The following is a 25,555-nucleotide window of genomic DNA, read 5'->3' on the forward strand; positions in this document are numbered from 1 at the left end:
CGGAAACAGATGCGACACGGGTGGGAACCGATCCGGTCCGGGCGGTGTACCAAGAGTGTGAGAACGCGGGAGGGGGCCGCATCGTCGATGAGGCCGCGGTGATCGCACGCGTACGCGCCGGAGAGCCGGAGGCGTATGCGCAGCTGGTGCGGGCCCATACGGGCATCGCGCTCAGGGCGGCCGCCGCGCTCGGGGCGGGTGCGGACGCGGAGGACGTGGTGCAGCAGGCCTTCGTCAAGGCGTACTGCTCGCTGGGACGGTTCAAGGACGGCTCGGCGTTCAAGCCATGGCTGCTCGCGATCGTGGCCAATGAGACGAGGAACACAGTGCGCACGGCGGCCCGCCAGCGCTCGCTCGCCGGGCGCGAGGCGGCGTTGGTGGAGGCGGAGCCACTCATACCGGAGTCGGCGGACCCGGCGGTGGCCGCGCTGGAGATAGAGCGTCGTGCCGCGCTGCAGTCCGCCCTGGAGAAGCTGAGCATGGAGCATCGCCTGGTCGTGACCTACCGCTATCTCCTGGAGATGGACGAGTCCGAGACGGCCCAGGCGCTGGGCTGGCCCCGGGGCACGGTGAAATCCCGGCTGAACCGCGCGCTGCGGAAGCTGGGGCGGTTGCTGCCCGATTTTCAGCCTCGGGAAGGGGGTGATGAGCATGGGTGACGGACGCCGGCCCTACGACGGCGACGGTCAGGGGGCGCACGAAAGTGCGGGCGACGGACGGCGTGCGTACGGGCGTGACGGCGCCGGTCGGAGCAGTCGAGGATCCGGCAGCACGGGCGCCGGTGATCGCGGCCGACGCGAAGCCGCAGCAGCGGGGCTGCCCGAGGAGTTGCGGGCCCTCGGGCGCTCGCTGGACGCGCCGGGCGCTGCGGACGGTGCCGAGACGATGGTCGAGCGGGTGCTGGGGCAGATACTCGCCGAGCGCGTACCGGTGCCGGTGGCCGAGCCATCCGGCGCCGCCGAACGGCTGCGGGCGCTGCGGCGCTGGACGCGGGTGCGGTGGCGTTCGCTGACCGCGGCGCTGTGCGGCCTGCTGGCGGTGCTTGTGCTCACGCCCCCGGTGCGGGCTGCGGTGCTCGACTGGTTCGACTTCGCCGGGGTCGAGGTGCGGTACGACCCGTCGGCGGTCCCCACGCCCGGCGCCGAGGTCCCGGGCTGCGGCCGCTCGGTTTCCCTCGCCGAGGCGGAGCGCCGGGCCGGGTTCGAGCCACCGGTGCCGGAGGAGCTGGGGATGCCGGACTCGGTCGCGGTGACGGGTGAGCCGCAGGGGCGGATGGTGGTGAGCCTGTGCTGGCGCGAGGACGGGCGCACGATACGGCTGGACGAGCGGCGGGCGAGCCTGGACGTCGGCTTCGCCAAGACGGTGCGCGAACCAGCGGAATGGATCTCCCTGGGCACCGACACGTCGCCCGCCGACACGACCGACGCGGCCCTGTGGCTCGCGCGACCGCACCTGCTGACCGTCTGGCTCGTGGACGCGAGCGGCCGACGCTATGCCCCCGAGGACCGGACGGCCGGGCCGACGTTGCTGTGGACCCACAGGGCCGGGGACGAGGCCGTGACACTGCGGCTGGAGGGCGTGGCATCGAAGGACCGAGCGGTGGAGATCGCGCGGTCGCTGGAGAGGCCGACCGAGGTGCCCTCGAACTAGGCGGACGACTCGTGGCCGGGCCCAACCCGTGGCCGGGACCAACGCGCGGTCGGGACGAGCCGATGGTCGGAACCAAACCCATGGTCGGGACGAGCCCATGGTCGGGACGAAGGCTTGAAGGAGCCGTCCGGAAATAGTGGGTTGAGGGTGGGAACCCCGGCGGGTCGGGCGGTGTACCAGAAGTGACATGCGGCTCGGGGTCGGGCCGCACGGGGATCGTTCGACTTGGGGGTTCGGATGTGGGGACATGAGATCGGCCGCTTCGAAGGCCGGTTGCCGGGCCAGGAGGCCTGTCATTCGGGAGCTCGGTCGCCTGCGCGCGGGGGCGACTGGAGGAGTAGGTGTCGTGAACTCACGGCCATGACCGGGGCATTGGCTGCCGCTCTCGCCCTACTGCTGTGGGGTGCGGCTCCCGCCACGGCCGGAGGATCGACAAGCGTCTTCCTTGCCTCACCGGAGAGCCGGGAGACGGCTTCGCTCTACTACTCGGACGAGGAGTACGGCGAGCTGGACCGACTGCTCGGCCCCGGGGGCAGCGGCACGCGGGACAAGCCACCCGAGGCCGACCTCATGGCGTCCCACCAGGTCAGCGTCACATGGATGGCCCATGACGTGACGCCGTGGCGCCTCGACCGGGTCTATGAGATGGACGACGGCCGGAACGTCTGGATACACACCGCTGTGGGCCGCAACCAGCCGACGAACGGCACCTGGCATCGCGCCGAGCAGCCGGCCCAGCTGCGCACCCTGTTCAAGGACCTGGGCCTGATGAGCAAGACCTCGGCCTGGGGAAGCGCAGCAGCCGCCCCGCCGGAATCGGAGGCACCCGAAGAGGGCGTGGGCGCACAGCACTCGTCCGGCGCTGCGACTGCGACCGACAGCCCGGACACCGCGACCGCGGTGCCGCTGGCCCAATCAACCGGGTCGGGTGGCGGGACCGACTGGTGGTGGGCCCTGCCGGGCGCGGCAGCCGGAGCGGTGCTTGCGCTGGTACTACGGCCCTTCGCCACGCGACTCCCTCGGGCGCGCTTGCGCGGTGAACCGGGGCCCAGGCAGGAGCTGCGCGACGTGTGAGGGCGGCCTGATATGCGGACGTCGGTCCTTGCCGGGCAGGGCTGGAGGCCGGCCCGCCAAGAACCGGCACAGCCGGCGGGCGGACTGATGGGGCTGATGGGGCTGATGGGGCTGATGAGACGCGAGGGGGAGCAGTGGGGGCACATGGCGGAGGGCGGAGCGGGTGGAAAAGCTGGAAAGCAGGTGGGTGGGACAGGGCACGCCTCGCGCTGCTCGTCCCGATGTCTGCTGCGCTGATCCTGTGCGGAACAGCGACGACAGCCGCGGCGGTACCGGCGCAGGGGCGGGACGTTCCCGATGTGGCGCTGGTCGTCGTGGGTGGCACGGGACGGACGACGACCTTGCACTCCGGCGAGTCGGCCTTCGCCCGCCTCTGGCAGCTGCTGCAGCCGACGTATGTCGGGACGGAGCGGGTGTCCGAGGAGTGGGTCGAGGGGCGTCATCCGTCAATGCGCATCACCGTGATCTGGGGACTGACCGGGGTCGGTGGCTGGCCCCGGACGAACCGGCCGCCGGGCGGAGACGTGGCCATCCAGCGGCAGGACCAGCTTTTCGTGGCCTCGGACGGCACGCCCTGGGTGCGCTCGGATCTCGCTCCCGACGTGGAGGACGACGACATCCGCTGGCACCGGGCACCCCGCTCCGTCTTCGAGCGGCTGGACCTGGCGGGGCTCCTCGGCGAAACGGACGACCAGTTCGTCGAGGCCTCTGCCGCCGGGGAGCGGCCCGGCCTGGCTGAGGGTGACGCGGCGTGGGCGGTGGCCGGGCTGGCCCTCGGGTTCGCGACCGGAGTGGGCGGCACGCTTCTGATACGCCGCGCGGCGGCCCGGCCGGGAGCCGGACCGCCGCGGAAGGAACCACGCCATGAGCTGATCGACCTGGATCTCTGAGAACGCCAGGAAGATGCCCCGGAGGGGTCAGCCCAGGTCGATTTCCGGGTACAGCGGGAAGCCCGCCACGAGGTCGGTGGCGCGGTGGGAGATCTCGTCGGCGACCTTCGGGTCCAGGATGTGCTGAGCCTTGGAGGGGGCGCCCTTGCTGGTGGTGCCGGGCTCGGTGGTGGTGAGGACGCGGTCGATGAGGGCGGCGACCTCGTCCATCTCCGCGGTGCCCAGGCCACGGGTGGTCAGGGCGGGGGTGCCGATGCGGATGCCGGAGGTGTACCAGGCGCCGTTGGGGTCGGCCGGGATGGAGTTGCGGTTGGTGACGATGCCGGACTCGAGGAGCGCGGCCTCGGCCTGGCGGCCGGTGAGGCCGTAGGAGGAGGCGACGTCGATCAGGTTGAGGTGGTTGTCGGTGCCGCCGGTCACGAGGGTCGCGCTGCGACGCATCAGGCCTTCGGCCAGCGCTCGGGAGTTGTCCACGATGCGCTGGGCGTAGTCGCGGAAGGACTCCTGGCGGGCCTCGGCCAGGGCGACGGCCTTGGCGGCCATGACATGCGGGAGCGGGCCGCCGAGGACCATCGGGCAGCCACGGTCGACCTGGTCCTTGAGGGAGTCGTCGCACAGGACCATGCCGCCGCGCGGGCCGCGCAGCGACTTGTGGGTGGTCGTGGTGACGATCTGGGCGTGCGGGACCGGGTCGAAGTCACCGGTGAGGACCTTGCCGGCGACGAGACCCGCGAAGTGGGCCATGTCGACCATGAGCGTGGCGCCGACCTCGTCGGCAATCTCACGCATGATCCGGAAGTTCACGAGACGGGGGTAGGCGGAGTAGCCGGCGACGATGATCAGCGGCTTGAACTCGCGGGCGGAGGCGCGCAGCGCCTCGTAGTCGATCAGGCCCGTGGCGGGGTCGGTGCCGTAGGAGCGCTGGTTGAACATCTTGCCGGAGATGTTCGGGCGGAAGCCGTGGGTGAGGTGGCCGCCGGCGTCCAGGGACATGCCGAGCATGCGCTGGTTGCCGAAGGCCTGGCGGAGCTCGGCCCAGTCGGCCTCGGTGAGGTCGTTGACCTGGCGGACGCCGGCCTTCTCCAGGGCGGGGGCCTCGACGCGGGCGGCGAGGACGGCCCAGAAGGCGACGAGGTTGGCGTCGATGCCGGAGTGGGGCTGGACGTAGGCGTGGCGGGCGCCGAAGAGTTCGCGGGCGTGCTCGGCGGCGAGGGACTCGACGGTGTCGACGTTGCGGCAGCCGGCATAGAAGCGGCGGCCAACGGTGCCCTCGGCGTACTTGTCGCTGAACCAGTTGCCCATGGCCAGGAGGGTGGCCGGGGAGGCGTAGTTCTCGGAGGCGATCAGTTTGAGCATGTCGCGCTGGTCGGCGACCTCCTGGCCGATGGCGTCGGCCACGCGCGGCTCGACGGCGCGGATCACGTCGAGGGCGGAACGGAAGGCGGCGGACTCGGTGGAAAGGGGCTCGGCTGGCATGGGGACCTCCGGACGTCGTGTGCAGCGTTCACGGTTCGGCCCAGGCGCACGGCACTCGGTGCTGGACGACGAGGTCCAGTGGGCCGCTCCCCGATGGTCGGTCCCATCCCAGCGCGCCAGTCACGGCCCGTCGATCAGCCTACCGGGCGCGCCGACGCGGCATGGTCCCGCGTCAGCCATGCGAGCAACGATAGGAAGGGGCCGCAAAGCACTCGAACGGCCAGAAATGACAGTGGCCACGAGCCTCGTGACTGGCGGAGCGCGAGCTCTCGTGGTGGCGGAAACGGAGAGTCCCGTGAGTACGTCGAGCACCACCGAATCCCTGATCGCTGCGGTCGACGCGCACAGCGCTCACAACTACCACCCGCTGCCGGTCGTGGTGGCGACGGCGGACGGGGCGTGGATGACGGATGTGGAGGGGCGGCGGTATCTGGATCTGCTGGCCGGGTATTCCGCGCTCAACTTCGGGCACGGCCACCGGCGGATCCTGGACGCGGCGAAGGCGCAGCTGGAGCGGGTGACGCTGACGTCGCGGGCGTTTCATCACGACCGGTTCGCTGCGTTCTGCGAGCAGCTCGCCGAGCTGTGCGGGATGGAGATGGTGCTGCCGATGAACACCGGGGCGGAGGCGGTGGAGACGGCGGTGAAGACCGCCCGGAAGTGGGGGTACCGGGTCAAGGGGGTGCCGGCGGAGATGGCGAAGGTCGTCGTCGCGGGCAACAACTTCCACGGCCGCACGACGACGATCATCAGCTTCTCCACCGACCCGGAGGCGCGGGCGGACTTCGGGCCGTACACGCCGGGCTTCGAGATCGTGCCGTACGGGGATCTGACGGCGATGCGGGAGGCGTTGACGGAGAACACCGTGGCGGTGCTGCTGGAGCCGATCCAGGGCGAGGCGGGGGTGCTCGTGCCGCCGGCCGGTTACCTGCCGGCGGTGCGGGAGCTGACGCGGGAGCGCAACGTGCTGTTCATGGCGGACGAGATCCAGTCGGGGCTGGGGCGCACGGGTCGCACGTTCGCATGCGAGCACGAGGGGGTGGTGCCGGACGTGTATGTGCTCGGGAAGGCACTCGGGGGCGGGGTCGTGCCGGTGTCGGCGGTGGTGTCGTCGGCCGATGTGCTCGGCGTGTTCCGGCCCGGCGAGCACGGGTCGACGTTCGGCGGGAATCCGCTGGCCTGTGCGGTGGCGCTGGAGGTGATCGCAATGCTGCGGACGGGCGAGTTCCAGGAGCGGGCGGCGCAGCTCGGCGCGCATCTGCACCGGGAGCTGGGCCTGTTGGCCGGGACGGGGCGGGTGACGGCGGTGCGGGGACGCGGGCTGTGGGCGGGGATCGACATCGCCCGGATGTACGGCACGGGGCGGGATGTGTCGGAGAAGCTGATGGACCGGGGTGTGCTGGTGAAGGACACCTACGGGTCGACGATCCGCATCGCGCCGCCGCTGGTGATCGGGAAGGAGGACCTGGACTGGGGGCTCGGCCAGCTGCGGGGTGTGCTCGGGATGTGAACCGGCGCCGGCGGCCGTCCGGCTTCAGCCGGGTGCGGTGGTCGAGGATCGCGTGGGCGAGAGGCTTGTGGATCTCGGGCGGGAGGACGTTGGCCATGCCGGGGAGCTCCACGAGGTCGGGACCGTGGAGCGTCCGGGTCAGGTGGTGGACGGTGGTTCGGGGGAACCGAGCCGGGTGCAGCAGTGGGTTGCCTCGCCGGTCGGCGCCCTCAGAGGATCACGTGCGGGACGAAGCGCGCGTACTCGTCCGTGATCAGGCCGGACGACTCGCGGATGCCCAGGCCCGCCGACTCGTCCTCGACGACCCAGGCGCCGAGGACGACGTGGTTGCCGTCGAAGGCGGGAAGGGGAGCCAACTGCTGGTAGCAGCAGGGCTCTTCGCGGACGGCGGGGTCGGCGCCGGTGGTGTTCGAGGAGATCGGCTCGTGCACGGTCACTCCGGCGCCCTCCCGGCCCAGCAGGGGCTTGGCCACGTAACCAGTCGTCCTCGCCAGCTCGCGTGGCCCGTCGAGGTGGGCGGGGAGCAGGTTCGGGTGGTCCGGGTAGAGCTCCCAGAGGATGGCGAGGAGGGCCTTGTTGCTGAGGAGCATCTTCCAGGCGGGCTCGATCCACAGCGTCGAGCCGGTGCCGCCGCCGTTGTCGAGGGTGCCGAGGACGTGGTCGGCGAAGCGGTCGGTGGTGAGCCACTCCCAGGGGTAGAGCTTGAAGCAGCTGCGGATGAAGCGCAGTCGGGTGTCGACGAATCGGCCCGAGAGGCGGTCCCAGCCGATCTCCTCCATGGAGATCCAGCCGGTGTCCAGCCCCGCCTGCTCCGCGGTCTCCTTCAGATAGGCGACGGTCATCATGTCCTCGCCGAGCTCGTCGGCGGAGGAGTACGCGAAGTACAGGGGGCTGCCGGGCGGGAGCAGGGCGGACTGTTTCTTCCACGCGGCGATGAGGCGTTCGTGGAGGGAGTTCCACTGGTCGGCGCCGGGGAAGCGTTCCTCCATCCAGAACCACTGGGGTGAGGCGGCTTCGACTAGGGAGGTGGGGGTGTCGGCGTTGTACTCCAGGAGTTTCGCCGGGCCGGTGCCGTCGTACCGGAGGTCGAAGCGGCCGTAGACGGAGGGAGTTCGGCGCGGCGGTGCCAGGCGTCAGTGACCGCGTGCACGATGCGCGGGTCGGTGATGCCGAGGTCGGCGAAGCGGTTCTCGGCGACGATGTGCTCAGCCGCCGTCAGACACATGCGGTGGAGTTCCTCGACGACCTCCTCCAGCGCCTCGACCTCCTCCAGGGAGAAGACGTAGTAGGCGCTCTCGTCCCAGTACGGGCGCAAGGAGTTGTCGGGGTGGTGGGTGAGGGGATAGATGAGCCCCTGCTCCTCGACGGTCTGCTGCCAGCCGGGGCGGGGGGTGGTCGTGCGGCGCTCCATCGTCTACGGGTCCTGCTCAGCCGCCGCTGCTGCCCGAGCCCGAGCAGCCGAAGCCGCCGCGGTCGACGGCCTCGCTACGGCTGAAGGTGCCGTAGTCGGCGCGGCCTCCGGAGACGTCGGCGTCGTAGTACCAGGCGGCGGCCGCGCTGCCGGTCTTCTTCTTGCCGCCCTTGCCGCTCTTGCCGCTGTTGCCGTACGAGGTGCTCGAACCCGTGCCGGATTTGCAGTTCTTGTCCGCGACGACCTTGTAGCCCTCGTAGGTGTAGCTGTCGCGGTCGACGCAGCGGCGGTCCGGGTCGGAGCTGCAGGAGGTGAGGGCCGCGGCTATGACTCCCATTCCGCCGAGGACGACTGTGCTGGAGCGCAGCCTGCGTCGTGTTTCCGCCATGTGTGTCTCCCCCGAGGTTCCAAATGTTGTGCTCGTCTTGTTTCTCGTCCGGCGGACAGCCTAGAGATCGTTTCGTGTGGGGCTGTCGGAGGGCTGCCCATTCGATGCTCGCCTACAGTCGCTTTGTGCTGTTTGGGATGGTGTGTGCGCTGGGAGCGGCGGTCTGTTTCGGTACGGCCACCGTCCTGCAGGCGGTGGCCGCGCGGGCGGCGAGTGCGCAGGGCGGCCGGGGCGGCGAGGCGGGGGTGCTGCTGCGGGCGCTTCGGCAGTGGCGGTATCTGGCCGGGCTGGCCCTGGACGGGATGGGGTTCGTGTTGCAGGTCGTCGCCCTGCGGTCGCTTCCGATCTACGCCGTCGGGGCGGCGTTGGCGTCCAGTCTCGCGGTGACGGCGGTCGTCGCGGCGCGGTTGCTGCGGGTGCGGTTGCGGCGCAGTGAGTGGGCCGCGGTGGGGGTGGTGTGTGCCGGGCTCGCGATGCTGGGGCTCGCCTCGGGGGCGGAGGGGGATCGGGAGGGGTCGGACGCACTCAGGTTCGCGATGCTCGGGGTGGCTCTGGGGGTGCTGGGGGTCGGGCTGGCGGGTGGGCGGTTGCCGGAGCGGGGGCGGGGGTTGGTGCTCGGGTGGGCCGCGGGGTTCGGGTTCGGGGTGGTGGAGGTGGCGGTGCGGTTGATCGACTCCGTGGCGGTGCCGGAGCTTTTGGCCAATCCGGCGACGTATGCGCTGTTGCTGGGGGGTGGGGCTGCGTTTCTGGCGTTGACGTCGGCGTTGCAGCGGGGGTCTGTGACGACTGCGACGGCGGCGATGGTGATCGGCGAGACGGTTGGGCCGGCGCTGGTGGGGGTGGTGTGGTTGGGGGATCGTACGCGGGAGGGGTTGGCCTGGCTGGCGGTGCTGGGGTTTGTGGTGTCGGTGGTGGGGGCGTTGGCGTTGGCGCGGTTCGGGGAGGCGCCGGTTGCCTCCGGCGGGGAGGAGGAAGGGGCGGGCGGGCTCGGGTGGCTGGCTGAGTGGGGGTGTGGGATTTCGCCCCCGCCGCCCCTACCCTTCCCGTCCTTGAAAGGGCTCTGCCCCTTCGACCCCGCGCCCTGGGGGCTGCCGCCCCCAGACCCCCGCTATCGGCCCTGAACGGGCCTCGTCCTCAAACTCCCCCAGAGGGGGACCCCCAGACGGGCTGACTTTGCCTGGACCGGCATGGAGAGTGACCGTGCAGGCCCCGGCCCCGCTGAACAGGCGCCCCGCGCCCCACGCCCCAGCGCCCCCCGCACCCCGCACCCCTCACCCCTCACCCCTCACCCCTCACCCAGCAAACCCTCCACCCCACCCCTCACGGCAACACCCTCCCCAACGCCTCCAGCGCCCCCGCCCACGCATGATCCGGCGGCGTCCCGTACCCCACGACCAGGGCGTCCAGCGGCGGCACCGTCGCCGACTCGTGGCGGTAGGTGGTCAGGCCGTGGAGGGCCAGGCCCTGCCAGGTTGCTGCCTGGGTGACCGACTGTTCCGTGCCGGGTGGGAGGCGGAGGACGGCGTGGAGGCCGGCGGCGATGCCGGTGACCTGGAGGTGGGGGGCGTGGGTGGCGAGGGTGCGGACCAGGGCGTCTCTGCGGCGGCGGTAGCGCAGTCGGGCGGCGCGGACATGGCGGTCGTAGGCGCCCGAGGTGAGGAACTCCGCCAGGGTCAGCTGGTCCGGGGTGCCGCAGGTGTCCACGCCGCCCTTCGCCTCCGTCACCTCCTCCAGCAACGTAGGCGGCAACACCATCCAGCCCAGGCGCAGGCCGGGGGCGAGGGACTTGCTGGCCGTGCCGAGGTAGACCACGCGGTCGGGATCCAGGCCCTGAAGTGCGCCGAGGGGCTGGCGGTCGTAGCGGAACTCGCCGTCGTAGTCGTCCTCGAGGACCACACCGCCGGTGCGGCGTGCCCAGTCGACCACGGTCGCCCGGCGGTCGCGGTGCAGGGGCACGCCCATCGGGAACTGGTGGGCGGGGGTGAGGAGGACCGCCCCCTGGTCGTCCAACTCCCCAGGGTTCGTGCCCAGTTCGTCGAAGGGCAGCGGGGTCGTAGTCAGGCCCGCTCTCGTCAGTTGCCTCCAGTGTGGTGGTAGGCCGTACGACTCCACCGCCACCGTCTTCAGCCCGCGCGCCCGTAGCACGGTGGCGAGCAGATGCAGGCCGTGTGCGAACCCGGCGCACACGATCACGTGGTCGGGATCGGCGCGCACGCCGCGGGCTCGGGAGAGGTAGCCGGCGAGGGCGGTGCGCAGCTCGACATGGCCGCGCGGGTCGCCGTAGCCAAGGGCGTGGTTCGGGGCGGCGAGGAAGGCACGGCGGGCCGCCTTGAGCCACTCCGTGCGGGGGAAGGCGGAGAGGTCGGGGGTGCCGGGGACCAGGTCGTAGGCGGGGCGCGGGCGCTCCGGACGGGGAGCCGGGACGGGTCGGGCGGGAGCGTGCGGTGGGGCGATCGCGCGGGCTGCCGCCGCCCCGCCGGTCGGCGGGATCACCTCCCGGTCGGCCACCCTCGTGCCCGACCCCTGGCGGGCGGTGAGCCAGCCCTCCGCGACCAGTTCGGCGTAGGCCTCGGCGACCGTGTTGCGGGCGATGCCCAGGTCGGCGGCGAGGGAGCGGGAGGAGGGCAGGCGGGTGCCCTGGGCGAGGCGCCCGGTGCGGACCGCTTCGCGCAGGGCGTCTGTCAGGCCCCGGCGCAGGCCCCCTCCCGCCGGTTCCAGGTGGAGGTCGACGCCCAGAGTGGCCCAAGGTTTTGGCATGGAAGTGGACCATACTCCTGGGCTGCTTCGCTCCTAGGGTCGAGATCATGACGACCGCGGACACGACCACGACCTCTACCGATACCGATTCCAATACCTCGACGATCGAGTACTCCCCCGAACGCCCCGCCCGGCTGCAGTGGGCCCAGTTCGCCCCTGACGTCTACAAGGCGATGATCCGGCTCGACACCGCCGCCAAGCAGGGCCTCGACCACAGGCTGTACGAGCTGGTGAAGATCCGCGCGTCGCAGATCAACCACTGCGCGTTCTGCGTCGACATGCACAGCAAGGACGCGATCGCGGCGGGCGAGAGCGTCGAACGGGTCATCCAGCTCAGCGCCTGGGACGAGTCGCGGCACTTCTACACCGAGCAGGAGATCGCCGCCCTGGAGCTGACCGAGGCGGTGACCGTCCTGACGGACGGCTTCGTGCCCGACGAGGTGTACGAGCGGGCCGCCGAGCACTTCGAGGAGGCCGAGCTGGCTCAGTTGATCTCGGCGATCGCGGTGATCAACGCCTGGAACCGGTTCGGCGTGACCTTCCGCATGGCCCCCGGCCACCACCAGCCCGCACAGCACGCGGGCGGGCACAAGTGACGGTCCGAACGGTCCGAACTGTCCGGACCCGGCTGCTCGACCAGGCGGTCGGGCAGGCCATGTCCGCCCTCAGCGCCACCGCGAAGAAGGGGGTCGGCGACCCCGCTCTCGCCGAGCTCGTCGTGATCCGGGCCTCGCAGCTCAACCACTGCGCCTTCTGCCTCGACATGCATCTCACGATCGCCCGCAAGTACGGCGTGAGTGAGCGGCAGCTCGATCTGCTGGCCGCCTGGGAGGAGGCCGAGGACGTCTACGACGAGCGGGAACGGGCCGCTCTGGCGTTGACCGAGGCGGTCACGGTCCTCACGGACGGCTATGTGCCCGACGATGTGTACGAGCGGGCCGCCGCGCACTTCGACGACTCCGAACTCGCCCATCTCATCGGGCTGGTCGTCGCCATCAACAACTGGAACCGGGTGATGGTCGCCCGCCGCATTCCACCAGGGGGATACCCGACGTGACCGAACGACGGACGGAAACCGTGAGCAAGGCCGACGCGTTACGCACACTGCACCGGCGCCGCTACCTCAGCGACCCGCTGGTCCTGCCCGGTCCCTGGGACGCCGCCAGCGCCCGCGTCTTCGTCGAGGCGGGGTTCCCGGCGCTCGCCACGCCGAGTGCGGCGGTCGCCGCCTCCCTCGGCCACGAGGACGGGGAAACCCCGGCCGACGAGATGTTCGCGGCGGTCGCGCGGATCGTACGGGCGGTCGACGTGCCGGTGACGGCGGACATCGAGGGCGGGTACGGGATCGCGCCGAAGGAGCTGGTGGAACGGCTGCTGGAGACCGGGGCCGTGGGGTGCAACCTGGAGGACTCCGAGGGCGGGGTCCTGAAGGATCCGCGCCGGCACGCCGAGTGGCTCGCCGAGGTGCGGCACGCCGCCGCCGACCGGCTCTTCGTCAACGCCCGGATCGACACGTTCATCCGGGCACGCCAGGACGCCGACCCCAAGCAGGCCGCCGAACAGGCCATCGAGCGCGCCGCCCGGTACGTCGCCGCCGGCGCCGACTGCGTCTATCCCATCGGCGCCCCCGTGGACGTACTGCCACTGCTGCGGTCCGGCATCCAGGGGCCGATCAACGTGCACGGCACCGTGAATGGCGGCCCCTCGCCCGCCGAACTCGGCGAACTCGGGGCCACCCGCATCACGTTCGGGCCGGGGCTCCACCGCACCGCCACTCAGGCGCTGCGCGGCATCGCCGCCGGCCTCACCACGTGAACGTCAGGACAGCCACGCCTTCCACGTGGACTCGTGGCTGTCCACCCACTTCTTCGCCGCCTCCTCGGGCGACATCTTCTGGTCGGCGATCATCAGGGAGACCTCGTTCTGGTCCTCGGTCGTCCACTTGAACTTCTTCAGCAGGGCCGCCGCCTCGCCGCCGTTCTTCGAGAAGTCGGAGTTGAGGTACTTCTGCAGCGGGGTGTGCGGATAGGCGCAGGCCACCTTCTCCGGGTCCGCGTCGCAGCCCTCCTTGTACGCCGGCAGCTTCACCTCGGTCATCGGGACCTTCTTGAACAGCCACTGCGGCGAGTACCAGTACGTCAGGAAGGGCTTCTTCTCCTTGGCGAACTGCTTGATCTGCGTGATCTGCGCGGCCTCCGAACCGGCGAACACAACCTGGTAGTCCAGGTCGAGGTTCTTCACCAGCGCCTTGTCGTTGGTGACGTAGGACGGCGAGCCGTCCATCAGCTGGCCCTTGCCGCCGCTTTCGGCGGTGCGCATCCGGTCGGCGTACTTGTTGAGGTTCTTCCAGTCGGTGACGTCCGGGTGCTGCTTGGCGAAGTACGTCGGGACGAACCAGCCGATGTGCCCGGTGACCCCGAGGTCGCCGCCGGGCACGATCGTCTTCTTGTCCTTGACGTACCGCTGCTCCTCCTCCGGGTGGCCCCAGTCCTCCAGGAGCGCGTCGACGCGGCCCTGGCTGAGGGCGTCCCAGGCGGGCACCTCGTCGATCTGCACGGTGTCGACGCGGTAGTCGAGCTTCTTCTCCAGCAGGTACTGCGCGACGGCCACGTTGGCCTGCGCGCCGACCCAGGACTGGACGGACAGCGTCACGGTCTTGGCGCCCTGCGCGTTGGCGAACGGCGAGGCCTGCTTGGTCATGTCGGCGGCGCCGCAGCCGGTCAGGGTCAGCAGGGCCGTGGAGACCGCGCCGGCCACTACGGCAGTCGTACGAGACGCACGGAAACTACGCGTACGAAGTCGCATGTCACGCTCCCTTCTTCGCGCGGCGTTCCGTCGGCTGGGTCACGCGGTCCAGCATCAGGCCCAGGCAGACGATCGCCGCGCCGGCCACCAGACCGGTCGCCAGGTCGCCCTGCGCGAGACCGGCGACGACCTCGTAGCCGAGCGCGCCACCGCCCACCAGGCCGCCGATGATGACGACGGCGAGGACGAGGACAACGCCCTGGTTGACGGCGAGCAGCAACGCCGGGCGGGCGAGCGGAAGCTGGACCTGCCGCAGCTGCTGGGCGGTGGTCGCGCCGAGTGAGCGGGCCGACTCCAGGGCGGCCGGGTCGACCTGGCGCAGGCCCTGGGTGGTGATGCGGACCACGGCGGGCAGGGCGTAGACGACGGCCGCGGCGACCGCGGGTGCGCGGCCGACGCCGAACAGCGCCACGACCGGGATCAGGTACACGAACTGCGGCATCGTCTGGAAGACGTCCAGGACGGGCCGCAGCAGGCGTTCGAAGCGGTCGCTGCGGGCCGCCGCGATGCCGGTCGCGAAGCCCAGGACCAGCGTGACGGCGACGGCCGCGAGGACCTGGGAGAGGGTGTCGAGCGACGGGCCCCACACGCCCAGTACGCCGATCGCGGCCATGGCGAGCACTGCGGTCAGCGCGGTGCGCCAGGTGCCGATCAGCCAGGCGAGGGTGGCGACGATGAGCAGGACCGACCACCAGGGCAGCCACTGCAGGCCGTCACGCAGGGGGTTGAGGATCCCGGTGGTGAAGTGGGCCGCCCAGTCGGCGGTGCCGCCGATGACGGGGACGCCGGAGTAGAGGTGGTCGGTCATCCAGTCGACGGCGCGGTTGACCGGCTCGGCGACGTTCAGGGCCCAGGCGTCGGGCCAGTCGAGGCGGCCCAGGAGGCGTCCGGCGACCGCTATGGCCACGGCGGCGATCAGGGCGTACAGCCAGCGTGCCCGGCCGTTCGGCTGGGGCTCGTCGCCGAGGCTCTCCCCGGCCGCGCAGGTCACCCGGTCCAGTACGACGGCGAGGAGCACGATCGGGATGCCGGCCGCGAGCGCCGCGCCGACGTCGACCGAGGCCAGCGCCTGGTACACGCGGTCACCGAGGCCGCCGGCGCCGATCACGGACGCGATGACGGCCATGGACAGCGCCATCATGATCGTCTGGTTGAGGCCGAGCAGGAGCTCCTTGCGGGCCAGCGGGATGCGGGCGGTCAGCAGGCGCTGCCGTGCGGTGGTGCCGAGCGACTCGACGGCCTCCAGCACCTCCTTGTCGGCGCCGCGCAGACCGAGGGCGGTGAGGCGGGCCATCGGCGGGGCGGCGTAGACGACGGTGGCCAGGACCGCCGCGGGGACACCCATGCCGAAGACCAGGACGACGGGGAGCAGATAGGCGTACGCCGGGAGCACCTGCATGGTGTCCAGGACGGGACGCAGGGCCCGGTCCATACGGTCGGACAGGCCGGCGGCGAGGCCCAGCAGCATGCCCACGACGACCGAGGCGAGGACCGCCACGACCATCAGCGCGAGGGTCTGCATGGTCGGGATCCACATGCCGAGGAACCCGCAGGCCAGGAACGCGGCACCGGTACCGGCGGCCAGCCTCCAGCCCGCGACGCGCCAGGCGATCAGGGACGCGGCGGCCGTGACACCGGCCCAGCCGGCCGCGAGCAGCACCAGGTAGACGGCACGTACGCAGATCACGACCGCGTTGCTGAGGTGGCCGAAGAAGTAGACGAACAGCGGGTGGCTGTCCCGGTTGTCGATGATCCAGACGCTGGCCTTGGTGAGCTGTTCGGAGAAGTCGACGGTCAGCGCGGAGGGCCAGGTGCCGCTCGCCCAGCGGGCGTTCGCCAGCGGGACGAGGATCGCGGCGACGAGCGCGAGCAGCAGGAGCTTGCGGACGACCGGGCGTTCAAGGACGCCGGGCGCGGTGGCCCGAGGGGCGGCGGCAGTGATGGTGGCCATCAGGCCACCTCCTTACTCTTCTCCACGCCCACGCCCACACCCAGGCCCGCACCCTGCTGCGTTCCCGCCACGACACCGAGAAGCCGCTCGTGGTCGACGACGCCCAGACAGCGTCCGCCTTCCATGACGCGGGCCGGGGAACCGGTGCGTGCCACGGCCTCGATCGCCTCGGACACCGTCGCGTCCGGCGCGAGGGCCGGACCGTTGCCGGTCTCGTCCGCCGACGCGGCCCGCATGGCCGTACGCACGGTCAGGACCTGCTCGCGCGGAACGTCCCGGACGAACTCGCGGACGTAGTCGTCGGCCGGGGAGCCCACGATCTCCTCGGGCGTGCCCAGCTGGACGACAGCACCGTCGCGCATCAGGGCGATGCGGTCGCCGAGCTTCAGGGCCTCGCTGAGGTCATGGGTGATGAAGACCATCGTGCGGCCCTCCTCGCGGTGCAGGCGCACGACCTCCTCCTGCATGTCCCGACGGATCAGCGGGTCGAGCGCACTGAACGGCTCGTCGAAGAGCAGCACCTCAGGGTCCACCGCCAACGCCCGCGCGAGGCCCACGCGCTGACGCTGACCGCCGGACAGCTGGCCCGGCCTGCGGTGCTCCATGCCCTCCAGGCCGACCTTGGCCACCACCTCGGCGGCCCGCTCACGGCGCTCCGCCTTGCCGACGCCCTGGATCTCCAGGCCGTACGCCACGTTGTCCAGGACCGTGCGGTGCGGCAGGAGGCCGAAGTGCTGGAAGACCATCGCGGCGCGGTGGCGACGCAGTTCGCGCAGCCGGGTCTTGTCCATGGCGCGGACGTCCTCGCCGTCGATGGCTATGGAGCCCGCCGTCGGCTCGATGAGCCGGGTCAGACAGCGCACCAGCGTGGACTTGCCGGAGCCGGACAGGCCCATGACGACGAAGACCTCGCCCTTGCGCACGTCGAACGACACGTCCCGCACCGCCGCCGTGCAGCCAATCCGTTCGCGCAGCTCGGCGGGCGCGAGCGAGGCCAGCTCCGGGTCGGCGGGGACGCGGTGCGCCTTCGAGCCGAAGACCTTCCACAGGCCCTCGACGGAGAAGACCGGGGTGTCCTCGGCCGTCGTCGCAGTCCTCGCAGTCGTAGTGGTCGTCGCAGTGGTCGTACTCGTCACGTTCTCTGGCGTCGCAGTACTCATCACGCCTCACTTCCCATCAGGTCGACGGCCTTCTCCCCGACCATGAGCACGCCGATCATCGGGTTCACGGCGGTCATCGTCGGGAAGACGGAGGCGTCGGCGATACGAATTCCGTCCAGGCCGCGGATCCGCAACTGCGGGTCCACCACGGCCAGTTCGTCGTCGGCGGCGCCCATACGGCAGGTACCGGCCGGGTGGTACACGGTGTGCGCGACCTTGCGCGCGTACTCGCTCAGCTCCTCGTCGCCCGTGACGTCCGGGCCGGGGCACACCTCGCGCTTGAGCCAGTTCGCCAGCGGTTCGGTCTTCGCGATCTCGCGGGCGATACGGATGCCGTCCACGAGGGTGCGGCCGTCGTAGTCGTCCTCGTCGGTGAAGTAGCGGAAGTCGAGCGCGGGCTTCACGGACGGGTCGGCGCTGGTGAGGTAGAGCCGGCCGCGGCTCTTCGGCTTGGGGATGTTCGGCGTCATGGACACCCCGAACTCCGGCCGCTCGTAGCCCAGTCGCTCCGGGTTGTCCGTGAACGGGATCTGGTAGAAGTGGAACATCAGGTCCGGGCCCTGGTGTGCGAGGTCGCGGCGGACGAACAGGCCCGCGTCAGAGTCCATCGCGGAGTTGTCCGGGATCGGGCCTTCGGTCTCCCAGACGATCACCGACTCGGGATGGTCGAGCAGGTTCTCGCCGACGCCCGGCAGGTCGTGGACCACCGGGATGCCCAGCTCGGTGAGGTCTTCCTTGGGACCGATGCCGGAGTGCATCAGCAGCCGCGGCGAGTCGACGGCGCCTGCGCACAGGACGACCTCGCGCCGGGCGCGGACGAGGAGTTCCTCGCCGTCCTCGGTGCGCACGTGGACGCCCTCGGCGCGGGTGCCGTCGAGCTCCAGCTTGTACGCCCAGGTCTCCAGCAGGATCGTCAGGTTCTCGCGCTCGTCCATCACCGGGTGCAGGTACGCCACCGACGCCGACGAGCGCTTGTTGTTCTCGGGGTGGTAGGCGAGGTCGAAGAAGCCGACGCCCTCGGTGAAGGGCTGCTTGTTGAAGCCCTCGACGCGCGGGACGCCGAGTGCGCCCTGAGCCGCGTCCACGAAGTCGCGGGCGATGGCGTTGCGGTCCTTCTCGTCGACGGGGACGACGTTGTTCTTCAGCCGGGCGTAGTACGCCTCCATCGGCACCGCGCCCCAGCCCGTGGCGCCGGCCTCCTCCCACTCGTCCCAGTCGGACGGCAGCGGCTTGAAGGCGATGAGGGTGTTGTGGCTCGAACACCCGCCGAGGACGCGGGCCCGGCTGTGCCGGATGTGCGAGTTGCCGCGGGGCTGTTCGGTGGTCGGGTAGTCGTAGTCCAGCTCGCCGCCGAGCAGGCCCATCCAGCGGCGCAGCGTGAGGACGTCGTCGCGGCCGACGTCGCTGGGTCCGCCCTCGATCACGGCGACCGTGACGTCGGGGTTCTCGGTGAGGCGGGAGGCGATGACCGAGCCGGCCGTGCCGCCGCCGATCACGACGTAGTCGTAGACATGGGTGCTCTGGGACATGGTGGGGGTGGCTCCAGGGGCGTGCGAGGTCTTACGGGGTTGAGGGGGACGGAACCGGACCGGTCAGCCCGCGAACCAGCGGACCGGCTTCGGCGCGAGGTTCTGGTAGACGTGCTTGCTCTCGCGGTACTCGGCGAGTCCGGCGGGGCCGAGTTCGCGGCCCACTCCGCTCTTGCCGAAGCCGCCCCACTCCGCCTGCGGGAGGTAGGGGTGGAAGTCGTTGATCCAGACGGTGCCATGCCGCAGCCGGCCGGCGACCCGGCGGGCGCGGCCCGCGTCGGCGGTCCAGACGGCGCCGGCGAGGCCGTACTCGGTGTCGTTGGCGAGGGCGATCGCCTCGTCCTCCGTGCGGAAGGTCTCGACGGTGAGGACCGGGCCGAAGACCTCCTCGCGTACGACGCGCATCTCGCGGTGGCAGTGGTCGAGGACGGTCGGCTCGTAGAAGTAGCCGTTCGCCGGGCGCTCCGGGGACGGCTCGGGCCGCCTGCCGCCGGAGCGCAGCACCGCGCCCTCCTTGAGTGCGGAGTCGACGTACGCCTCGACCTTGGCGCGCTGCTGCTCGGAGACGAGCGGTCCGCACTCGACGCCGTCGGCGGTGCCGCGGCCGAGCCGGATCCGGCCGGCCCTGCGGGCGAGTTCGGCGACGAAGCGGTCCCTGACGGACTCCTCGATGATGAGGCGGCCGCCGGCCGAGCAGACCTGGCCGCTGTGGATGAAGGCGGCGTTGAGGGCCTGGTCGACGGCGGTGTCGAAGGCCTCGTCGGTGGCGCAGGCGTCGGCGAAGACGACGTTGGGGTTCTTGCCGCCGAGTTCCAGGGCGACCTTCTTCACGGAGGGCGCCGCGGCCTGGGCCACCTTCGTGCCGCTGACCAGGCCACCGGTGAAGGAGACGAGGTCGACGTCGGGGTGCTCGGCGAGCCGGGCGCCGACGGTGTGGCCGGGCCCGGTCACGATGTTGGCGACCCCGGCCGGCAGCCCCGCCTCGACGAGCAGCTCGATCAGGGCGATGGTCGTCAGCGGGGTGATCTCGCTGGGCTTGACGACGAAGGTGTTCCCGGCGGCGAGGGCCGGGGCGATCTTCCAACTCGCCTGGAGGAGGGGGTAGTTCCAGGGGGTGATCAGGGCGCAGACACCGACCGGCTCATGGACGACGACGCTGTGCAGGTCGGGCGAGCCCGCGTCGACGACCCGGCCCGGGGCCTCGGCGGCGACGAGGTCGGCGAAGTAGCGGAAGGCGTCGGCGACGCAGTCGATGTCGACCCGGCCCTCCTCGACGGTCTTGCCGGCGTCGCGGCTCTCCAGCAGGCCGAGCTTCTCGCGGTCGCGCGTCAGCAGGTCGGCGACGCGGCGCAGCAGGGCGGCGCGCTCGGCGACGGGCGTGCGCGGCCACTCCCCCTGGCCGCCGTCGAAGGCGCGGTGGGCTGCCGCCACCGCCAGATCGGTGTCCTTCTCGTCGCCCTCGGCGACCACGGCGAACGGCGTGGCGTCCGCGGGGTCGAGGATCTCGCGCGTCGCGCCGGAGACGGCCGCCCGCCACTCTCCTCCTGCGTGGAGGGTGCCGCGCGCCTGGAGTTCCGTACTGTCCGCCATGATCGGTGTTGCCTTCCGTTCCTGTTCAGAGCCCCTGTGTCACACACGTGTCACTCACGGGACCGAGTGCGCCTGCCCCCGACCTCCGAATGCATGCGCGATCCGCGGTCGAAAGTGCGCTGCGTCACGGAAGATGCGAACAAATGCGACAAAAAGCGGCCGACTCCTCCCCGCGGCTCGACGCAGCGTGTCGTGGCGGGAGGTCGGCAGTGGCGGAGCTATCGTCGCCGACAGCGCCCCGGTGCCGTCGCCGTTCCCGGGGTGAGCTGTGACCCCCGGCGCGCGGTCGCGGTCCGACCGCCGACTTCACGGCGAGGCCGGCGCGACGTCGCATCGGAGCCGGACGGAGTGCCATGACATCAGCGGGGTCCGGGCAGCCGGCGCAGGCACGCGCAGTCGCCGTCGCGCGACACGGAAAACTCTGGCTCGTGCCGACCGTCCTGTCCGCTCTGGTGGCACTGTTCCTGTCGCTGCTCTACATGGGCGGCATCGTCAATCCGAACGACAGCCTGCGTGATCTGCCGATCGCCTTGGTCGATTCGGACGAGGGCCCGCCTCTGCCGGGACAGCGGCAGCCCGTGGGGGCGCAGTTGAGCCGGGAGGTCATCGCAGCGACTCCGTCGAGGACGGTGCAGTGGCGCAGACTGAACCAGGCTCAGATGCAGGAGCAGTTGGCGGCGGGCAAGATCTACGGCGCTCTCGTCATCCCGGCCGACTTCACCTCGTCGGTGGCGGCTCTGACGACCTCCCGCGCCACGGCACGGCCCGCCCTCACCATCCTCACCAACCCCGGTCTGGGGAGCCTCGGTTCGTCCCTGGCGAGCCAGATCTCCCAGCGCGCCGCCCACCGGAGCTCCCTGGCGATCGGCCGTCAACTGACCGACCAGGCAAAGGCCGGCGGTTCCGATGCGACGCTGCGCGCCCTCCTGGCCGACCCGGTCACCGTCACCACGCGGGTGGGCCACCCGATCGGCCGCCACAGCGGCCTGGGCCTGACCGCCTTCTACTACACGCTGCTCCTGGTGCTCACCGCGTTCGTGGGCGGCAACATCATCAACAACGGCGTCGACGGGGGCCTGGGCTACACCGACAACGAGATCGGCCCCTGGCACTCGCGACATCCGACGGTCCCGATCAGCCGTACGCAGACACTGCTGCTGAAAATGATCATGGCTGCCGGCATTTCCGTGCTCACCACCAGTCTGACGATGGTCGCCACGGTCGCGATCCTGGGCATGGACGCGTCCCATCTGCCGTTGCTGTGGATCTTCTCGTACTGCGCCAGCCTGGCCGTGGGCCTGGGCGTGCAGGCCATCAACGCGGCCTTCGGCGGAATCGGGCAGGTGGTGTCCATGTTCGTGTTCATCGCCCTGGCCCTGCCGTCCTCGGGAGCGACGGTCCCCCTCCAGGCGGTCCCCGACTTCTACCGCTTCCTCGCCCTGTTCGAACCGTTCCGCCAGGTCACCGACGGCGTGCGCGCCATCCTCTACTTCGACGCCCGCGCCGAAGCCGGCCTGACCCGCGGCTGGACCATGATCGCCATCGGCCTCGCCGTCGCTCTGCTCTTCGGCTTCGCCATGACCCGCTACTACGACCGCAAGGGGCTGCACCGCCTGGCCCTCCAGGAAGCGTGAGGGGCGCCTGCCGCAGCCTCTGCCCTTGGTGCGGTGGCTACGTGGTGTGCAGGGGCTCCTTGAAGGACTTGCGGAACACCGACCCGGCGAAGGGAATGATCGGGGACAGCATCTTCGCCTTGAGCGAGCTGGGATGCCGTTCGAGATCGACGTCGATGCGCGTGCCCTCATCCGTGGGAGTCATCTGGAACTCCCAGCCACCCGAGCCGAAGGGCTTCGAGTCGCGCGTGGTGACGGTGACGTGGTTCGTTGCCGGGTCCCATTCGTAGCGTGCGCGCTCCCACGATTTCTCGTTTCCCTCGGTGACCTCGGCCCAGGTGTCTCCGCGCTCGTGGACCTGGAAGTGCTCGGCGTCGATGGAGGGCCACTCCTGGACCCGGGAGGGACTGAAATTGGTCAGTACCCCCATGACCTCGGATGGGCTCATCGAGGAGTTCACGTGGAAATGCAGGGATGGCATGACCTGCTCCTTCGTTCAAGAAGACCGCTGAAGGACCCACTTCTCAGGATGCACCTCGGCTCAGCGCCGCGCACCGGCAGGCCCGCGGCTCTCGGCGTGCACGGCAGTCCGGGTCGTGTTTGCATGCCGTGAGAGGACAAGCGCATGAGTGACATCAAGCCCCGGTTCCGCACGATCGACGGCCTCTCCGTCCGGTACGCCGAGAGCGGCGAGTCCCGAGGGAACGAGGCGCTGCTTCTCAGCCCCTGGCCGGAGAGCCTGTACAGCTATGACGCGACGTGGTCGCGCCTGGCCGACGAGGCCCGCCTGGTGGCGGTGGACCTGCCTGTGATCGGGCATTCCGAGCTCCGTGAGGATCTGCTGTCCCCCAGTGCGATGGGCGAGTTCGTGGTGCGGATCGCCGACGAGTTCGACCTGGCGACGCCGCATGTCGTGGGCCCGGACATCGGCACCGCTGCGGCACTGTTCGCCGCGGCTCGGCACCCGGGGCGATTCCGGAGCCTCGTCGTGGGCACCGGAGGCGCCGCGGTCCCCTTGAAGCTGGGCAGCCCCCTCGACGACTGGGTGCATGCCGAGGACCTCACCCCGTTCCGCGCCATGCCCCCCAAGGCGGCAGTGGCAGCCGCGATCGCCGACATCCACGGCTACGAGCTCCCGGACGTCGTACGCGAGGACTATCTGGCCTCGTACACGGGGCAGCGGTTCGCCGACCAGTTGCCCTACGTACGCGCCTACCGCACGGAGTTGCCGGTCCTCAGCGACCTGCTGCCCGCCATCGAGGCACCGGTGCAGGTCGTCATCGGCCGCAACGACACCGTGGTCCCGGTGGAGAACGCGGAATACCTCGACGAGCGCTTGCCGAACAGCAGGCTCGACATCATCGAGGCCGGCCACTTCGTCTGGGAAGAGGCGGCAGGCGCCTATGCCGAGGTCATCACGCGCTGGTGGCGGGCGAACTGACGGCCGAGGCATGGACGCCGACGGCATCTTTGACTAAAGTCAAAGAAATATGGAGCCAGTGTCGACGGACCATGTGACGGCCTTCCGCCGCTTCAACCGTTACTTCACGCGCCGCATCGGCGTACTGGACGACCACTACCTCGGCCAGGACCGCCCGCTCGGCGAGGCCCGGCTGCTGTTCGAGATCGGGGACGGCGCGTCCCTGCGGGAACTCAGGAGCCGGCTCGGGCTGGATGCCGGGTATCTGAGCCGGATGGCCAAGGCGCTGGAAGCCCAGGGCATGGTCAGGCTGAGCGCGCACCCGCGGGACAACCGGTCACGCATGATCGAGCTGACCCCGGCCGGGCGGGTGGAGGTGACGGAGCAGGACCGGCGGGCGGGCGTGGCCGCGGCCGGGCTGCTGGCAGGCCTGAGCGCACCGCAGCGCACCGAACTGACCGGGGCGATCGCCACCGCCCAGCGGCTGCTGCGCCTCGCGGGCATCACCGTCGACCTCGTCGACGGCGCCGCACCGGACGCCCGGGCCTGTCTGGACGCCTACGCGGCCGACCTCGACGAGCGGTTCCCCGAGGGGTTCGACAAGGACGACCTCGTACGGCCAGAGGAGGTGTCCGGCGACGCCGGCGCGTTCTTCGTCGCCTACGAGGAGCGGCGCCCCGTGGGCTGCGGAGCGCTACGGCGCCTCGAACCCGGCGTCGGCGAGATCCGCCATGTCTGGGTGCACCCCGAAGCCCGCCGCCTGGGCCTCGCCCGCCGCCTGCTCGCCGCTCTCGAACAGGAGGCCGCCGCACGGCACCTGACCGCCGTACGCCTGGACACGCACGCCGCACTCACCGAGGCACAGGCGATGTACCGGGCCTGCGGATACACGGACATCCCGGCGTACGACGACAACGTCTATGCCAGCCACTGGTTCGAGAAGCGGCTGCCCTCTGCCTGACCGCCCGCTGCCCCCGCCGGTGACCGCCCCGAAGGCTTCAGCTCGGTGTGAACGCCGCCCTGACCTTCTCCAGCGTCTCCTGCGTCCCGGGCCAGTCCTGCGTCGTGCCCCGCACGACCATCGCGTACAGGCGTCCGTCGTCCGTCTGGAAGACCCGGTCGACGGCCTTGACCCGCTCGCCGAGGTCCTTGCTGTCGTACTCGTAGACGAGCTCGCTCGCATACGTCTCGTCCGGGACGGCTCCCCGGCTGATCTGGGTGAACCCGGGCTGCCCGGCGAGGCTGTCGACGGCGATATCGAGGGCGTCGTCGGGGGTGTAGCCCGGTTCGACCACCTCGAAGATCTGCAGCAGGCTCAGCTCGTCAGGTGAGGTGTAGAAGACGACGGCTCCGCCCTTCTGCTCGCTGCGGGCCCAGTCCTCGGGGACGACGGTGGAGAAGCCGGAAGGGTCATCGACTGCCCGGAACCCGTCGGGTACCTCGGGCGACCCGGAGGCGGCGGTGAACGGGTCCTCGGAGGTGGGAGCCGGGTCGGAGGAGATGTCCGTGGGCGGTTCGGCCTCTCCGTCCCGGGACGTCGTGGCCGTGCTCGACGAGGCGCCGCCGGCCTTGTCGTCGTCCCCCGCCTGGTCGACCGCCAGCCAGGTCGCGAGTGCGGTGACCGCGACCGCCGCGCCGACCGCGGCGGCGATGGTCCTGTTCCGGCGGCCACGCGGAGCCCCGGGCGGTACGGGGGGCGCCTGTGGCCAGTCGTTGCCCGGGGCAGGCGGTAACGGCCCGCCCACCGGTTCCCCGGCGGGCCACTCCCCCGGCGCCCCGGCCGTCGGTGCCCTGTCGGGCGGCGGAGGCGGAGCCGGGTGAACGCCCGCGCCCACCCGCTCCCACGACTGTGTGTCCTTGTTCCACCGGACCTCGCCGGCGCCCCCGCCGCGCATCGCTCAGCCCCCGATGAGGCCGGCCACGGCCGTGCCGAGGGCGGTCGCGGACGTGATCGCGCCGAGGACGCCGCTCGCCGCCTCCAGCGCGGAGCGGAGCCGGTCCAGGACGCCGGGCTGGGCACGGCCGGTGGTGGTCACCTGCCGCTCGGTCTCCTCCAGGCTTGCGTTCAGCTCCTCCGTCTCGGAGGTGGCGGGGTACCTCTTCAGGTCCTCACTGAGGTCGCGGACGGCCTTCAGCAGGGCCTGCTGCGACTCGTCGGCCGGGGCCGACACCGAGGTGTACGCGGCACTGGCACCGGCACCGACCGCGATGCCGTTGCCGGTGACGGATCCCCCGACGTACGTACCGGAGCCGGGTCCGTCGGCCGCTGGCGGCTGGTTCATGTGGTCCCTCCGTTGTCTGCTGCTTTTCGACGCGGTGATGCGACGCCTT

General features: G+C 71.1%; 23 protein-coding genes, 1 pseudogene and 1 riboswitch. Of the genes and pseudogenes, 12 read left to right on the top strand and 12 right to left on the bottom strand.

The window, feature by feature from the left end; all coding sequences use genetic code 11:
• Positions 1–98 precede the first annotated feature (98 nt).
• The 4 genes from OHO27_RS15690 to OHO27_RS15705 all read left to right on the top strand — a co-directional run bounded on the left by OHO27_RS15690 (position 99) and on the right by OHO27_RS15705 (position 3,614).
• Positions 99–659, top strand: coding sequence for an RNA polymerase sigma factor (locus OHO27_RS15690; RefSeq protein ID WP_328424356.1), 561 nt, complete (start codon positions 99–101; stop codon positions 657–659).
• On the top strand, positions 652–1,650 hold the full coding sequence (locus tag OHO27_RS15695; protein ID WP_443059549.1) for a hypothetical protein: 999 nt from the start codon (positions 652–654) through the stop codon (positions 1,648–1,650). Before OHO27_RS15690 ends, OHO27_RS15695 begins: the two co-directional genes overlap by 8 nt.
• A gap of 360 nt (positions 1,651–2,010) precedes the next feature.
• Positions 2,011–2,724 (top strand): hypothetical protein, encoded by a 714-nt coding sequence (locus OHO27_RS15700; protein ID WP_328424360.1) that lies wholly within the window; start codon positions 2,011–2,013, stop codon positions 2,722–2,724.
• Between the two features lie 221 nt (positions 2,725–2,945).
• Positions 2,946–3,614, top strand: coding sequence for a hypothetical protein (locus OHO27_RS15705; RefSeq protein WP_328424362.1), 669 nt, complete (start codon positions 2,946–2,948; stop codon positions 3,612–3,614).
• A gap of 27 nt (positions 3,615–3,641) precedes the next feature.
• Here OHO27_RS15705 and OHO27_RS15710 read toward each other — a convergent pair whose 3' ends face one another.
• A complete protein-coding gene (locus OHO27_RS15710) occupies positions 3,642–5,090 on the bottom strand; it encodes a glycine hydroxymethyltransferase (protein WP_328424364.1) in 1,449 nt (482 codons plus the stop codon).
• Between the two features lie 31 nt (positions 5,091–5,121).
• Positions 5,122–5,224: riboswitch (ZMP/ZTP riboswitch) on the bottom strand.
• Between the two features lie 161 nt (positions 5,225–5,385).
• On the opposite strand from OHO27_RS15710, the gene rocD reads away from it, so the two are divergent.
• Positions 5,386–6,600, top strand: a complete 1,215-nt coding sequence (gene rocD / locus OHO27_RS15715) for an ornithine--oxo-acid transaminase (protein ID WP_328424366.1) — start codon at positions 5,386–5,388, stop codon at positions 6,598–6,600.
• Positions 6,601–6,809: 209 nt separating this feature from the next.
• Here rocD and OHO27_RS15720 read toward each other — a convergent pair.
• Positions 6,810–8,011 (bottom strand): annotated as a pseudogene (locus tag OHO27_RS15720) (glutathionylspermidine synthase family protein).
• A 16-nt stretch (positions 8,012–8,027) separates the two neighbouring features.
• The gene (locus OHO27_RS15725; RefSeq protein WP_328424368.1) at positions 8,028–8,399 is read right to left on the bottom strand and encodes a hypothetical protein; all 372 of its coding nucleotides are present in this window, start codon (positions 8,397–8,399) and stop codon (positions 8,028–8,030) included.
• 137 nt (positions 8,400–8,536) lie between these two features.
• Here OHO27_RS15725 and OHO27_RS15730 point away from each other — a divergent pair, with 137 nt between their 5' ends.
• The gene (locus tag OHO27_RS15730) at positions 8,537–9,520 is read left to right on the top strand and encodes a hypothetical protein (protein WP_443059708.1); all 984 of its coding nucleotides are present in this window, start codon (positions 8,537–8,539) and stop codon (positions 9,518–9,520) included.
• Positions 9,521–9,719: 199 nt separating this feature from the next.
• Here the strand turns inward: OHO27_RS15730 and pdxR are convergent, their stop codons facing one another.
• Positions 9,720–11,156 (bottom strand): MocR-like pyridoxine biosynthesis transcription factor PdxR, encoded by a 1,437-nt coding sequence (gene pdxR, locus OHO27_RS15735; protein WP_328424370.1) that lies wholly within the window; start codon positions 11,154–11,156, stop codon positions 9,720–9,722.
• Positions 11,157–11,203: 47 nt separating this feature from the next.
• Between pdxR and OHO27_RS15740 the strand changes: the two genes are divergently transcribed.
• The 3 genes from OHO27_RS15740 to OHO27_RS15750 are packed head-to-tail and all read left to right on the top strand — an operon-like array spanning position 11,204 to position 12,971.
• The gene (locus OHO27_RS15740) at positions 11,204–11,752 is read left to right on the top strand and encodes a carboxymuconolactone decarboxylase family protein (protein WP_328424372.1); all 549 of its coding nucleotides are present in this window, start codon (positions 11,204–11,206) and stop codon (positions 11,750–11,752) included.
• A 59-nt stretch (positions 11,753–11,811) separates the two neighbouring features.
• Positions 11,812–12,213, top strand: a complete 402-nt coding sequence (locus OHO27_RS15745) for a carboxymuconolactone decarboxylase family protein (protein ID WP_328424374.1) — start codon at positions 11,812–11,814, stop codon at positions 12,211–12,213.
• Between the two features lie 20 nt (positions 12,214–12,233).
• Positions 12,234–12,971, top strand: coding sequence for an isocitrate lyase/PEP mutase family protein (locus OHO27_RS15750; RefSeq protein WP_328424376.1), 738 nt, complete (start codon positions 12,234–12,236; stop codon positions 12,969–12,971).
• A 3-nt stretch (positions 12,972–12,974) separates the two neighbouring features.
• Here OHO27_RS15750 and OHO27_RS15755 read toward each other — a convergent pair whose 3' ends face one another.
• The 5 genes from OHO27_RS15755 to OHO27_RS15775 all read right to left on the bottom strand — a co-directional run bounded on the left by OHO27_RS15755 (position 12,975) and on the right by OHO27_RS15775 (position 20,191).
• Positions 12,975–13,961, bottom strand: coding sequence for an ABC transporter substrate-binding protein (locus tag OHO27_RS15755; protein WP_328424378.1), 987 nt, complete (start codon positions 13,959–13,961; stop codon positions 12,975–12,977).
• Position 13,962: 1 nt separating this feature from the next.
• The gene (locus OHO27_RS15760; RefSeq protein WP_328424380.1) at positions 13,963–15,912 is read right to left on the bottom strand and encodes an ABC transporter permease; all 1,950 of its coding nucleotides are present in this window, start codon (positions 15,910–15,912) and stop codon (positions 13,963–13,965) included.
• Positions 15,912–17,048: a quaternary amine ABC transporter ATP-binding protein gene (locus OHO27_RS15765; RefSeq protein ID WP_328424381.1), complete on the bottom strand. Its 1,137-nt coding sequence runs from the start codon at positions 17,046–17,048 to the stop codon at positions 15,912–15,914. The genes OHO27_RS15760 and OHO27_RS15765 overlap by 1 nt, the downstream gene beginning before the upstream one ends.
• Before the next feature lie 23 nt (positions 17,049–17,071).
• A complete protein-coding gene (locus OHO27_RS15770) occupies positions 17,072–18,601 on the bottom strand; it encodes a GMC family oxidoreductase (protein ID WP_328424382.1) in 1,530 nt (509 codons plus the stop codon).
• A 63-nt stretch (positions 18,602–18,664) separates the two neighbouring features.
• The gene (locus tag OHO27_RS15775) at positions 18,665–20,191 is read right to left on the bottom strand and encodes an aldehyde dehydrogenase family protein (protein WP_328424383.1); all 1,527 of its coding nucleotides are present in this window, start codon (positions 20,189–20,191) and stop codon (positions 18,665–18,667) included.
• A 353-nt stretch (positions 20,192–20,544) separates the two neighbouring features.
• Here OHO27_RS15775 and OHO27_RS15780 point away from each other — a divergent pair, with 353 nt between their 5' ends.
• Positions 20,545–21,825, top strand: a complete 1,281-nt coding sequence (locus tag OHO27_RS15780; RefSeq protein WP_328424385.1) for a YhgE/Pip domain-containing protein — start codon at positions 20,545–20,547, stop codon at positions 21,823–21,825.
• A 37-nt stretch (positions 21,826–21,862) separates the two neighbouring features.
• Here the strand turns inward: OHO27_RS15780 and OHO27_RS15785 are convergent, their stop codons facing one another.
• Complete coding sequence (locus OHO27_RS15785) at positions 21,863–22,285, bottom strand: hypothetical protein (RefSeq protein ID WP_328424387.1); 423 nt, start codon at positions 22,283–22,285, stop codon at positions 21,863–21,865.
• 144 nt (positions 22,286–22,429) lie between these two features.
• Between OHO27_RS15785 and OHO27_RS15790 the strand changes: the two genes are divergently transcribed.
• Both OHO27_RS15790 and OHO27_RS15795 read left to right on the top strand, forming a co-directional pair.
• Positions 22,430–23,245, top strand: a complete 816-nt coding sequence (locus OHO27_RS15790; RefSeq protein WP_328424389.1) for an alpha/beta fold hydrolase — start codon at positions 22,430–22,432, stop codon at positions 23,243–23,245.
• Between the two features lie 49 nt (positions 23,246–23,294).
• Positions 23,295–24,185: a GNAT family N-acetyltransferase gene (locus OHO27_RS15795; protein ID WP_328424391.1), complete on the top strand. Its 891-nt coding sequence runs from the start codon at positions 23,295–23,297 to the stop codon at positions 24,183–24,185.
• 37 nt (positions 24,186–24,222) lie between these two features.
• On the opposite strand, the gene OHO27_RS15800 is transcribed toward OHO27_RS15795, so the two are convergent.
• Together OHO27_RS15800 and OHO27_RS15805 are read right to left on the bottom strand one after the other, a co-directional pair.
• The gene (locus OHO27_RS15800; RefSeq protein WP_328424393.1) at positions 24,223–25,119 is read right to left on the bottom strand and encodes a hypothetical protein; all 897 of its coding nucleotides are present in this window, start codon (positions 25,117–25,119) and stop codon (positions 24,223–24,225) included.
• A 3-nt stretch (positions 25,120–25,122) separates the two neighbouring features.
• The gene (locus OHO27_RS15805; RefSeq protein ID WP_328424395.1) at positions 25,123–25,506 is read right to left on the bottom strand and encodes a hypothetical protein; all 384 of its coding nucleotides are present in this window, start codon (positions 25,504–25,506) and stop codon (positions 25,123–25,125) included.
• Positions 25,507–25,555 lie beyond the last annotated feature (49 nt).

This window comes from Streptomyces sp. NBC_00443 (assembly GCF_036014175.1).
In the GTDB taxonomy this organism is placed as follows: Bacteria; Actinomycetota; Actinomycetes; order Streptomycetales; family Streptomycetaceae; genus Streptomyces.